13 protein-coding genes are annotated in these 11,775 nt (G+C 56.8%); 8 read left to right on the top strand and 5 right to left on the bottom strand.

The window, feature by feature from the left end:
• Window positions 1-68 precede the first annotated feature (68 nt).
• From ACAW74_RS21415 to vapC, 3 genes are read left to right on the top strand one after another with little or no spacing between them, the layout of a single operon-like run.
• The gene (locus tag ACAW74_RS21415; protein ID WP_370700278.1) at window positions 69-569 is read left to right on the top strand and encodes an NUDIX domain-containing protein; all 501 of its coding nucleotides are present in this window, start codon (window positions 69-71) and stop codon (window positions 567-569) included.
• Window positions 570-625: 56 nt separating this feature from the next.
• The gene (locus tag ACAW74_RS21420) at window positions 626-817 is read left to right on the top strand and encodes a type II toxin-antitoxin system VapB family antitoxin (protein ID WP_370700279.1); all 192 of its coding nucleotides are present in this window, start codon (window positions 626-628) and stop codon (window positions 815-817) included.
• Window positions 817-1,221: a type II toxin-antitoxin system VapC family toxin gene (vapC, locus tag ACAW74_RS21425; RefSeq protein ID WP_370700280.1), complete on the top strand. Its 405-nt coding sequence runs from the start codon at window positions 817-819 to the stop codon at window positions 1,219-1,221. The genes ACAW74_RS21420 and vapC overlap by 1 nt, the downstream gene beginning before the upstream one ends.
• A gap of 31 nt (window positions 1,222-1,252) precedes the next feature.
• Here the strand turns inward: vapC and ACAW74_RS21430 are convergent, their stop codons facing one another.
• Window positions 1,253-2,506, bottom strand: a complete 1,254-nt coding sequence (locus ACAW74_RS21430; RefSeq protein ID WP_370700281.1) for a DUF5690 family protein — start codon at window positions 2,504-2,506, stop codon at window positions 1,253-1,255.
• 81 nt (window positions 2,507-2,587) lie between these two features.
• Between ACAW74_RS21430 and ACAW74_RS21435 the strand changes: the two genes are divergently transcribed.
• The 5 genes from ACAW74_RS21435 to ACAW74_RS21455 all read left to right on the top strand — a co-directional run bounded on the left by ACAW74_RS21435 (window position 2,588) and on the right by ACAW74_RS21455 (window position 7,398).
• Window positions 2,588-3,274 carry an NUDIX hydrolase gene (locus ACAW74_RS21435; protein ID WP_370700282.1) on the top strand — a complete coding sequence of 229 codons (687 nt, stop codon included), beginning with the start codon at window positions 2,588-2,590 and terminating at the stop codon, window positions 3,272-3,274.
• 90 nt (window positions 3,275-3,364) lie between these two features.
• On the top strand, window positions 3,365-4,216 hold the full coding sequence (gene prs, locus ACAW74_RS21440) for a ribose-phosphate diphosphokinase (protein ID WP_370700283.1): 852 nt from the start codon (window positions 3,365-3,367) through the stop codon (window positions 4,214-4,216).
• Between the two features lie 11 nt (window positions 4,217-4,227).
• Window positions 4,228-5,694: a nicotinate phosphoribosyltransferase gene (locus ACAW74_RS21445; protein WP_370700284.1), complete on the top strand. Its 1,467-nt coding sequence runs from the start codon at window positions 4,228-4,230 to the stop codon at window positions 5,692-5,694.
• Between the two features lie 6 nt (window positions 5,695-5,700).
• A complete protein-coding gene (locus ACAW74_RS21450; protein ID WP_370700285.1) occupies window positions 5,701-6,351 on the top strand; it encodes a DUF4291 domain-containing protein in 651 nt (216 codons plus the stop codon).
• A 51-nt stretch (window positions 6,352-6,402) separates the two neighbouring features.
• Complete coding sequence (locus tag ACAW74_RS21455; protein ID WP_370700286.1) at window positions 6,403-7,398, top strand: ADP-ribosylglycohydrolase family protein; 996 nt, start codon at window positions 6,403-6,405, stop codon at window positions 7,396-7,398.
• A gap of 95 nt (window positions 7,399-7,493) precedes the next feature.
• On the opposite strand, the gene ACAW74_RS21460 is transcribed toward ACAW74_RS21455, so the two are convergent.
• From ACAW74_RS21460 to ACAW74_RS21475, 4 genes are all read right to left on the bottom strand, one after another.
• Window positions 7,494-8,039: an HD domain-containing protein gene (locus ACAW74_RS21460; protein ID WP_370700287.1), complete on the bottom strand. Its 546-nt coding sequence runs from the start codon at window positions 8,037-8,039 to the stop codon at window positions 7,494-7,496.
• Window positions 8,032-8,964 carry a metallophosphoesterase family protein gene (locus tag ACAW74_RS21465; RefSeq protein ID WP_370700288.1) on the bottom strand — a complete coding sequence of 311 codons (933 nt, stop codon included), beginning with the start codon at window positions 8,962-8,964 and terminating at the stop codon, window positions 8,032-8,034. The genes ACAW74_RS21460 and ACAW74_RS21465 overlap by 8 nt, the downstream gene beginning before the upstream one ends.
• 37 nt (window positions 8,965-9,001) lie before the next feature.
• Window positions 9,002-10,084 (bottom strand): alkaline phosphatase family protein, encoded by a 1,083-nt coding sequence (locus tag ACAW74_RS21470; RefSeq protein WP_370700289.1) that lies wholly within the window; start codon window positions 10,082-10,084, stop codon window positions 9,002-9,004.
• Window positions 10,085-10,152: 68 nt separating this feature from the next.
• A complete protein-coding gene (locus tag ACAW74_RS21475) occupies window positions 10,153-11,724 on the bottom strand; it encodes a SusD/RagB family nutrient-binding outer membrane lipoprotein (protein ID WP_370700290.1) in 1,572 nt (523 codons plus the stop codon).
• Between the last annotated feature and the right edge of the window lie 51 nt (window positions 11,725-11,775).

Raw genomic sequence — 11,775 nt, forward strand, 5'->3', positions numbered from 1 at the left:
GGGTTTTAGTAATGCACAACGAATTGCTGGCGCCTGATTAGACGCAAGGGATTGCGTCTCTACCTACCATGCCGAAACTCAACTTTTGCCCCGTTTGCGCGTCACCACTGGTCTTGCAGCCTGTGAGCGGGCGCGATCGACTGGCTTGTTCCAAACCCTGTGGGTACGTCTTCTACGACAATCCATTGCCCGTGGTGGGCGCCATTGTCGAGTATGATAACGACACGGTGGTACTCACCCAGAACGTTGGCTGGCCCGCCGACTGGTTCGGGCTGGTGACGGGCTTTCTGGAACGGGGCGAAGCGCCCGCCGACGCCATCCTGCGCGAGATTCAGGAAGAGATCGGGCTGACGCAGGTCGAGATCGTCGAATTTCTGGGCATCTACCCGTTTTTCCAGCGCAACGAGATCATTTTCACCTACCATGTGCGAGCCACCGGCGAGATTGTTATGGATGAAACGGAGCTTCAGGCCGTAAAAATCACACCCATCGCCGAGCTTCGCCCGTGGCCATTCGGTACCGGTCCCGCCGTGAAAGACTGGCTCGAGAAGCGTAAGAGCGGGGCGTAGGCCGGCTAGCTTATACACATGGATTGCTTTATTTTTGTGTATAAATCAGTTACGCTATGCGGACGAACATCGATCTAGACGACAAGCTTGTTAAGCAGGCGCTGTCATTAAGCAATGCCAAGACGAAGAAGGAGGTTGTGACGTTGGCGTTGAACAACCTCGTTAAAACGTTGCAACGTCAACAGCTCCTGGCCTTACGGGGGAAGGTACAGTGGGAGGGTGACCTTGACGCCATGCGGCAGTTGTGATGGAGCCAATCCTGGTCGATACTAGTGTCTGGATAGATTGGTTCAAGGGCGTAGGAACGCCCCAGACAAACCGAATCGCAACGTACCTGATGGCCGATTATCCTATCTGGATTGCCCCGGTTATCTTACAGGAAACGTTACAGGGTGTTCGCGAAGATGTTCAGTATGAACTTGTTCGAAGTAGCTTACTGGCTTTGGAACAGTTTCAGGCCGATCCGTTTGATATGGCCATTGCGGCGGCGACAACCTACCGCACGTTACGCAAACAAGGCATCACGATTCGTAAGGCAAACGACTGCCTGATCGCTCAGTACGCCCTGATGAGTGGGATGACGTTGTTGCACAACGATACGGACTTTGAGTTAATTGCCAGCAAAACAGCGTTGCGAGTCAGCCGTCTGTGATTGGTTTTTAGGGGTTCTGTTATACGTGTTTTCACAACATACCCACAACCTGCCTGGTGGCTGCCGTTTGGCGGTAGCGGGTTCGGAAATAAAGGAAAGACGCTAACACCAGCAGGCCATAGATAACAGCCAGGGTGTAAGCGCCGTAGACGAAAAACTGCCGGTAGCTGATTGTACCCTGTCCGAAGTTCTTATACAGTAGCACCCCAACGCTGCCCAGATAACCGTACCAGTCGGCGAGTGTGACCATAAACCCGACTGTTCCCACGTACCGGAACGCCGCCACCAGCCGCTCAAAATATAAGCCGTTGCAGGGGACGTAGGCCATATAGAGCCCCAGGCCCGTCAGCAGAAACCACGTACCTGCCGACAGGTTGCCCGCCGTGTAGGCCCAGGTGCTGAGGCCCACGGTGGCCCCACCCAGCAGCATGAGGCCATTGAGTAGCGCGAAAGCCCGGAAATTGTCCGTAACCCGCTGTAACAGCGCCATCACGATCAGGATACCTACCGCAATGAGCGTTTCGGTTTGGGCGAAGATGCCGGGATTCTGCACGCCCGCGTCTTTCATGATCTCCGGCCCGAAATTATCGCGGAAGTCGCGAAAGGCGGTAAGCAGCACGTAGCTGCCGATGAGCAGCGCCAGCCCCGGCCCAAACTCGCTAACAAACGATTGCCGTTCGAGCCGGTTCATGGGTTGGCGGGTGGTGCGCAGGGCGCGGTCTTCGTCGGTGGGTGGGGGGAGCCGCGTCAGGGCGTAAATCGACACCAGCATGGGGGCCACAAACAGCATCCCCGTCACGAAGGGAAGCCAGAACTCCGACACGCCCCAACTGGCTTTTATGGTCAGCGCTACCGTTTTGACGAAACCCGACGCGAAAATGAACGAGGCCGTCAGCCCCGCCACCATGGCGTCGGTTTGGCGGCGCCCTTCCAGAAAGCCCAGCATGATGCCGTAGACCATGCCGAGGGGCAGGCCGTTCAGAAACAGAAAGACGATGTTCCAGGGGGCGGGTACCAGCGCAAAGGCCAGAATCGCCGCCGCCCGCCGCCCCGGCGTCATCTCCGACACGATCTTGATGCCGATGCCTTTCGAGGCGGCGTAGCCCAGCACCTGCGCCGTCACGAGCCAGATTTTGTAATTGATGCCCGCGAAGGCCATGCCGTCGAACGTGACGGCGGTGATGCCTTTGCGGAAAGCGTACATACAGGCGTAGGTGCAGAACGCGGCCACCGCGCCAAAAGCAGTAAGGGCCGCCGAGTTCGACGCAAAAGCAGGCGATTTCATACGAGCAAGATAAAGAATGCCGCCCGCTTCTGTTTCTTTGTTACCATAACTTAACACGAGTGGGTGTGAGTTGACCTTTGTATGAACGTACCTGACGAGACGATCCGGCTGACGGTCGATGCGGTGGTGTTTGGCTACCGCGATGGGCAGTTGTTTGTGGCGCTCATCAACCGAAAATATCCGCCCTACGAAGACCAGTGGGCCTTACCCGGTGGCTTTGTGGCCCCGCACGAAACACTGGAAGAGGCCGTCCAGCGTGAACTGCGGGAAGAGACGGGCATCCAGACCCGCTTTCTGGAACAACTGTATACCTTCGGAGCCGTCGACCGTGACCCCCGGCAACGTGTTGTCAGCGTGGCCTACATGGGACTGGTGCGGCCCTCCGATTTTCAGATTCAGGCCAGCACCGATGCGCAGGATGTAGCCTGGTTTGCGTTGAACAACCTGCCTCCGCTGGCTTTCGACCATGCCGATATTCTCCGGCGCGCGCTTGATCGGCTGCGGGGAAAACTGACCTATGAGCCCATTGGCCTGAACCTGCTCGACGAAACGTTTCCGTTTGGCGACCTCGAACGGCTCTACGCGGCCATTCTGAACAAGCCTTTCGATCGGCGTAATTTTCGTAAGAAAGTACTCAGTTTCAATGTTTTGGTCGAGCAGCCGCAGAAAATTACCCCTGAAAAAGGCCGACCTGCCACCCACTACGCCTTCGACAAAGACCGCTACGAAACCCTACGCGCCGGTGGGTTTCTGTTCGATATAAAATGACCGTTGGCTCATTATGTGTAGAATTTACGCAAAATAAATTGGCGAAAAACGTGACGTACTTACATTTGCGTAGAATTTACGCAAAACGATATGCTGGCGTTACATCTTTCCCCGGGTTTTACGCCCACCGCTGCCAAACCGATTCCCTTTCAGACGTTTACCTTCAGCGGAGGCGAACTTCACATCAAGCTGGATCTGTCGGGCGTAGCGGCGCATGAGCCTGTACTCATCACGCAGCGGGCGCAGAACGCCGCCGATTTCATGCTGCTGCTATTGGCGACCGACGCGCTCCGGCGGGCGGGCTACGGGCGGCTTTCGTTGCTGTTGCCTTACTTCCCGGCCGCCCGGCAGGACCGGCTGATGGTGCCCGGCGAACCCCTGAGCGTGCGCCTGTATGCCGATCTCATCAACGCGCAGCACTACGAGCAGATCTACGTCTACGACCCGCATTCCGACGTGACACCCGCCTTGCTGAATGGGGTGCAGGTCATTACCAACCATGCGTTTATCGAACAGGTACTCACCCAGTTTGACCGCGAAACGGTCTGTCTGGTGGCACCCGACGCCGGTGCACTGAAGAAAATTCACAAGCTATCAACAGCCTTGGGTGGGGTGCCGGTGGTGGTCTGCGACAAGGAGCGCGACGTGAAGACGGGTGCCCTCACTGGCTTTCGCGTCTTTGCTGACAGCCTACAGGGGCGGCACTGCCTCATCGTCGACGACATCTGCGACGGCGGGGGTACGTTCGTGGGGCTGGCGGCTGAACTACGTACCCAGCAACCCGCCAGTGTGTCGTTGGCGGTATCGCACGGTATCTTCAGCCGGGGAATCGCCCCACTGACCAGCGTACTCGACCATATCTATACCACCACTAGTTTCTCGACGCTGCTCGCTGCCGATGGCCTGACGCAGATCGACTTAGCCACATTACTCACGTTATAACCGATACAACCATGACACTGAACCCGCTGACACTCATCGACTTTTACAAGGCCGATCACCGCCGCCAGTATCCTGAGGGTACTGAGTTGGTCTACAGTAACTTGACGCCCCGCAGCAGCCGGGTCGACGGCACCGACGAGGTTGTCTTTTTCGGGCTGCAATACTTTGTGCAGGAATACCTGATCCGGCAGTGGAATGAAGGCTTTTTTCAGCAACCCAAAGCGCAGGTGCTGGCCCGTTATCGGCGCCGGATGGACACCGCGCTGGGGCCGGGCGCGATCGACGTGGCCCACATTGGCGCGTTGCACGACCTGGGTTACCTACCGCTTGAGATCAAGGCCTTACCTGAAGGGACAGCGGTACCACTGAAAGTGCCGATGCTGACCATGCGGAATACCCACCCCGACTTTTTCTGGCTGACCAACTACCTCGAAACCCTCATTTCGTGTGTGCTCTGGAAACCCTGCACGTCGGCCACCACCGCCCGGACCTACCGGCGGGTGTTCGACCAATATGCTGACGAAACCGTGGGTAACCGCGACTTCGTCGGCTGGCAGGGGCACGACTTTTCGATGCGGGGCATGTCGGGCGTGGAAGATGCGGTGCTGAGTGGGGCCGGGCACCTGATGAGCTTCACCGGAACCGATTCGGTGCCCGCCATTGACTTTCTCGAAACCTATTACGGTGCCAATGGCGACACCGAACTAGTGGGTGGCTCCGTCCCGGCTACGGAACACTCAGTCATGTGTATGGGCCTGAAAGACAGTGAAATCGACACGTTTGAGCGTCTCATTACAACGGTTTACCCGGCGGGCGTGGTCTCGATTGTGTCGGATACCTGGGATTTCTGGCGCGTGGTGACGGAGTTTCTGCCCCAACTGAAAAACCAGATTCTGGCGCGGGACGGCAAGGTGGTGATTCGGCCCGATTCAGGTGATCCGGTGAAGATTATATGCGGCGATCCCGATGCCGAACCGGGTAGCCCGGCTTATAAGGGCGCCATCGAGTGCCTGTGGGAAACCTTCGGCGGTACCCGCACCGAGCGGGGTTATAAATTGCTCGACAGCCACATTGGCCTGATCTACGGCGACAGCATCACCACCGAGCGGCAGCTTCGCATTCTGGAGCAACTGAAACAGAAGGGCTTTGCCTCGTTCAACGTGGTGCTGGGCATTGGCTCGTACACTTACGAATACGTCACGCGCGATACGTTCGGGTTTGCCGTGAAAGCCACATATGGGGAAGTGAACGGCGAAGCCCGCGCCATTTTCAAAGACCCCAAAACCGACAGTGGTACCAAGCGATCGGCCCGCGGTCTGCTTCGGGTCGTAGAGGAAAACGGGCGGCTAGTGCTACACGACCAATGTACCTGGGATGAGGAAGCCACAGGCCTGCTCCAACCCGTCTTCCGCGACGGCCAACTGACACGTACCCAGACCCTGGCCGACATCCGGGCGCGGCTGGCGAATCAATTATGAGACAATATGCAATTACGCCTAATCCCCTACAGTCAATATGAACGCACGCTGCCACAGGAGGGATATCATATTCTAGGGCAGCTTCGCGGTGAGTCTATCGTTGTTTATCAGGCATTTAATGAGGCAATTGCTTGGTATGCCGTTCAGCATCAACGCTTCGGCGGGTCGACATACTCGTTTAACCGAATGTCGTGGATCAAGCCCAATTTTTTGTGGATGATGTATAGGGCCGGCTGGGCATCAAAAGCCAATCAGGAGCGTATTCTGGCTATTGAGATACCCCTGCATCACTTCATTTCTTTGTTGGAGCAGGCCGTCTATTCATCATATCAACCAGCGATATATACCACTGAAAGCGATTGGCAGGCCGCACTGGCGCTATCCGATGTACGGTTACAGTGGGATCCAGATCATGACCCCTTAGGCAACCGGCTACCGCGCCGGGCTATTCAGCTTGGTATAAGGGGCAATACGTTACGGGCATTTGCTAATGAGTGGATTCAGTCAATCGAAGACGTAACCGATTTCGTGAAAGAACAATCAGAGCGGGTAGCCGATCGTAATCTGGCTGATCTGATTGTTGTCGAGGAAACTCCTATTGTCATATCTGACCCACTCCTCAGCCGTAGGTTAAAGCTTGGTCAACAGTATCTATAAGAACACCTAGCTTATAAACCATAAACGATTGATTAATAGATTATTGGTTGAATGAACCAAGCCTACTACATACGAAAGCTAATGGACATAGATGCCCAAAAAATAACCGCTGCCCTGTTCGGACTGGCGGTCGGCGATGCCCTTGGTGTGCCCGTCGAGTTTCAGAGGCGGGCGGCGCTGGTAGCCGAGCCGGTGACAACCATGCAGGGCTATGGCACGCATAACCAGCCGCCGGGTACGTGGTCAGACGATAGCTCGCTCGTGTTTTGTCTGGCCGAAAGCCTTTGTCATGGCTATGACCTCGATGACTTGGCCCGGCGGTTTATCAACTGGAACGAACATGGCTACTGGACACCCCATGGCACCGTATTCGATATCGGCATTGCCACATCGAAAGCGTTGGGGCGGCTGGCGACCGGTATAAGCCCTACGCTGGCTGGAGGAAAACACGAAGACGACAATGGCAACGGGTCGCTGATGCGGATACTACCGTTGGTTTTTGTGCTTCAGCATTTACCGATTCGGGAGCGTTATGAGCGCGTAGCGGACGTTTCGAGCCTAACGCACGGGCATAGTCGGTCGATTCTTGCCTGCTTTCTGTACTGTGAATACGCGCTCGAACTGCTGCAAGGCACAGACAAACACGAGGCGCTACAAACGACCCGGCAACGCGTGCTTGACTTTGTTACTAACGTACCTGAATTGACCGAAAGCGAGCTGGCTCATTTTGGTCGCATACTGGGTCGCGCGGGTAGCAACGAAGGTCGGCGTCTGCCCGACTATGCCGAGGCAGACATCGCTTCGTCCGGGTACGTTATACACACGCTGGAAGCCAGCCTCTGGTGTTTTCTCACGACAGATTCTTATAGAGAAGCCGTGCTAAAAGCCGTCAATCTGGGCAGCGATACCGACACTACGGGCTGCGTGACGGGCGGGCTGGCGGGCCTGTACTACGGCATTACGCAAATCCCTACCGACTGGCTTAACGTACTAGCCCGCCGCGCCGACATTGAACAGCTGGCGCAGCGGCTGGGTACGTTGCTGTAGAAAGAGCGAACGTTTATGGCATCGTTACCCGGCTGGAGCCGGGCATTACGTAGCGCCCGGCTCCAGCCGGGTAACGATCAATTTGCTAATAAATCTTACCGCGCCGAACGTACCTGATCGGCAATGGCGAGGTAGTAGTCAGCGTCGGGCGTGGGGTGGTCGATCAGCTTGGCGCGTTCGTCCCATAACCGCAGTTGAATGATCGGCTTGAAATAGGGGTGCTGCTCAAACGCGGCGGCTTCGTCGGCGGTCATGGGGCCACCCTGAAAGAGCAGCGTTTGCTGGCTGGCTTCCGAGAGGCGCGCGCGGTAATCGGCGTTTTTAAAAACCAGATACCGCTTGGCATTGACATGGTGTTCAACCAGTTGCGCCACTTTCTCCGAAAAACCCTGCTGCCGTAGAAAATCGGCACCCAACCCTTCGTGATCTACGGTGCCATAGTCGTCCATGTAGGCCGTGCCGTCGGGAACGGGCAGCATATGGCCGATGTCGTGCAGCAAGGCCGCGGCGACAGTTTCGGCATCGGCACCGGCCTCTTCAGCGAGTTGGGCGCATTGCAGCGCGTGGGCCAGTTGTGTCACGGGTTCGCCATAATAAGCGGCGGCCCCATTTTGGGTGAACAGGTCGGCAATTTCATTCATAGGATACGTAGGTTCGGTTAAGGGTGCCGTCGGCATAGAGGTCGAATAGGGCGTAACCCGCTTTGGTCTGATGATAGGTATCCGACGCCCACCAGTTGCCGCATACCGACCCGTTGCAGAAATACTGCACGTTGTTGTAGGTGACGTGGTCGAGCAGGTGCATGTGGCCGCTCAGGCAGGCTTTTACGTTGGGGTGCCGGGCAAACAACTCGATCAGGTCGGTGGCGTCGGTGTGGTTCCAACTGCCGGGAATGAGCCAGTTGCCTTCTTTCACGTTCTGTTTATCGTAAAAAACCGTGGCCGATACAATCGGGATGTGCGACAGGATCAGGATGGGCGTTTTGGCGTCGGTCTTGGCCAGATCGGCTTTTAGCCAGTCGAGTTGCTCGGGGTCGAGGTGGGCCGTGTACCACTTGCCGTTGGCGTCGGGCTGCGTGCTGTCGAGGATAATAAAATGCCAGCCATTCTTCCCTGTTGCGGGCCAATCGAAGCTCCGGTAACGGCCGTTCAGCTGAAGCTGATCGGCGACCCATTTCTTGCCCCACATCGGGTCGGTTTTGGCCCCGGAAAAGCCCCAGACATCGTGGTTACCGATGCAGTACTGAATAGGCAGCGAATTGTCGGCTTTCATCACCTGCTGCCAGGCCGTCCATTGCGCCTGTACGCGGTCGCGGTCCTGACCCAGTGCATCCATGATCACGTCGCCGCCGTGGAGGAGCATACTGGGTTTGTCGGCCTGTTTCTGGATATGATGCAGGCAATTGCTCAGGCTCTGCATCGGTTTGCGTTCGGCCTGAATGTGGGTGTCGCCAAGGTAGGCAAACCGAAGCACCCGTGCCGCCCGTTGGGGTGCAGCCAGCGTGGGGTTGGTGACCGACAGCAGCGGCAACGCCCCGGCAGCTTTTAAAAGAGAACGGCGATTCATGGAAGATAACTCATGGTTTTGGCTGATTAAACGGCATCTACCGTTTTGCGCGGCCGGTAAGGTCAATCGCGGGACCAACGGGATGGTCGGCCGTAAAGGTCTGCCCCAGCAGTTGAGCCAGTGTAGCCGCGATCTGATTCTGAAAGAGAACGGGCCCGTTTTTCTGCTCACCCGACGTAGCGACGCCCGGCCCAAGCGCCCCCAGCCAGATCTGGTACGAGTCGGCGGTTTTGGTGCCGTGGTCTTTCCAGCGGGCTTTAGGCGTATGGCCCCGGCCGTGATCCGTAGTGATGAGCAACGCCGTTTTGCCCGCATACTGTGGGGTTTGCTGAAGAAACTGCCACAGATCGGCGAGGTAGCGGTCAATCGACTGTACCATCTGCAAGTGCTCGGGATACTGCCCGGCATGAGCCAGATCATCGGTTTCGTCGAACGATAAAAACAGCACGCGCGGCGCTTTTTGTTTCACATACTGGCGGGCCGCAAAATAGGTCAGCATATCGGCCCGGACGCCGTCGCCAAAGGGGCGGGGCAGCAGGCGGGTCATGTCGGTCAGCAGCGAATCGGTGGCGGTGGTGGGTTGGCTCGGTTCATTGGCCGAACTGGCGTAGATACCGCTCCGCTTTTCGTTGACGGCTACTTCGATGACATCCCACGACGAAAAAACGCCTACTTTCCCCGCAAAGGCAGGTTGCCGGTTCAGGAACTCCAGCACCGTCAGGTTGGGGTTGTCGATTTTGTCGTTCGACTTGATGCGATCGTCGGCATACCCGCTCAGGATTTCGTTGTAGCCGGGGTAACTGAACCAATGCGGATTCGACACGTTGACCCGGCTCCCCAACTGTCGGTTACCGTAGAGCTGCCCCTGCGTTCCGATGGTATTCCACAAGAAAGGCATCAGCCGCTGCCGCCGTTCGGTAGGCGTAGTGGCCCAGAATGCCTTACGGGCGGCCGAGGTATCGCGGCTGAACACCGGATCGAAAAGTAACGTCGAATCGGCCCCGTTGAACACCTCCTGCCAGCGAACGCCATCCAGCGTCACCAGCACGATGTTTTGAGCCGGTTGCGCCAGCACCGACGTACCCAGCAATAAGTTGACCCACAGAAAGAAAAAGCGCATTTGGTTTAATCGGTTAATGAGCAAACCTATAAGGTTTTGGAAACCTTATAGGTTTATGGACAAGCTTCTTATTTAAGTAGCCACATCAGGGCGTTAATATCGTCATTACCAGCATACTGACTAGTGATGGCGGCTTTGTAATTATCGGCGTTGTAGGCCGCCTCGGTAGTGGGATACTGCCACCGCTTCGGAATCCGCTGACTGTTGCCCGTACCCGGCCCTACCTCAAACGTGGGTACGCCCGTCCGGCGCTGATTGTACCAGGCCTCCATGCCCGACTGCTGGAACATGGCCAGATATTTCTGGGTCAGAATCTGTTTCAGTCCGTTGGCGTTGTTACCGGCATATTTCACCGCCGTCTGTGCGTAATAGGTGGCGTAGCTAACGGGCACCGAGTACGTATTGAAGACCTTATAGCCGCCATCGGCCGAGAAGAAGACGTCGTTGGCCCCGTCTTTCAGGCCGTAGAACGCCCACGACGTCTGGATGCCTTTCGTGTAGCTGTCTTCAGCCGATCCCGATGCCCAACCCCGGTTGATACCCTCCGCCACTGTGAAAAGTAGCTCAGGGTAGCCCAGCAGGATAAATGGCTCGGCAGTGTAGGTGCTGTAGTAGTGGCGCCGGTTCTGGAACGAATACTCGCCCTGATTGGCTTTCGACGACATGATAGCCAGGTCTTCGCCCGACGACGCCCCCACGAAGGCCGCGTAATCGGTGGGTTGCAGGCCTGACTTCAGCTTGGCGGCGGCGGGCTCGGCCACCACAAACGTACGCGGGTCTTTGAGGCTCGTCAACGTACCCAGGTACGTAGTCGTCATGTTTTCGCGCGTGGCATTCTGCCCGAAGTTGTCCGGGTTGCGGTTGTATTTGTTGAAGGTGCTGTTGTAGACGTATTGCAGGTTGTCGTCCATGCTGGTCATCAGCGGGAATTTGGTAGGGTTGGCCAGCACCTCGGCAAACCGGGTTTTCACGTTCAGGTCGGCGTCGGCTTCCTTGGCGCTCAGGCTCACCAGCACCCGCATCTTGAAGGTATTTACGGCTTTCTGCCACTTGGCCAGGCTGTTGTTGTAATAGATGTCGCCTTGCAGGTTGTTGTCCCCTTTGGCGATGAGCGCGGCCAGATCGCTGTTGGCCTCATCGAGCCATTTCAGCACCTGCACATACACCTCTTTCTGACTGTTGTATTTCGGCGTAAGGTTGGTCAGGCCCTGAAGGGCGTCGGTCAGGGGCAGGTCGCCGACGCGCTTGGTCATGTTCTCGAACAGCATGGCCCGGAACAGCTTGCCCAGCGCCGTGTAGGGGTTCTGGTCGGGCAGGCCCACGCGTTTGGCTTCTTCTTCCGTCTTCACCACGTTTTTCAGGGTTGTGAAGTACAGGGAAGTCTGCGTCCAGGTGTATTCGTTGGTGGCGTAGTAATTGTAATTGCTGGCGTAATACTGGTTGTAGCGCTGGTAGTCGCCCCAGGCGCCGCCGCCGTAGGTGCTGTTGTAAAGGTCGTTGAGCACGCCGCCCAGCACCAGCGAGGCGGGGGCAGTGGTGGCCCGGTTAGGATCTTTTTCCAGTTCGTTGAACGGCTGCTCACAGGCACTAACCGTGAGCATAAGGGTAGCAGCGAAAGCGAAAATTTGGATGAATTTCATGGCTATGACGAATGGGCGGGTTTGGGGTAGCGTTCGGCCGCCCCAAACCCG

The organism is Fibrella musci (assembly GCF_041321105.1).
Taxonomy (GTDB): Bacteria; Bacteroidota; Bacteroidia; order Cytophagales; family Spirosomataceae; genus Fibrella; species Fibrella musci.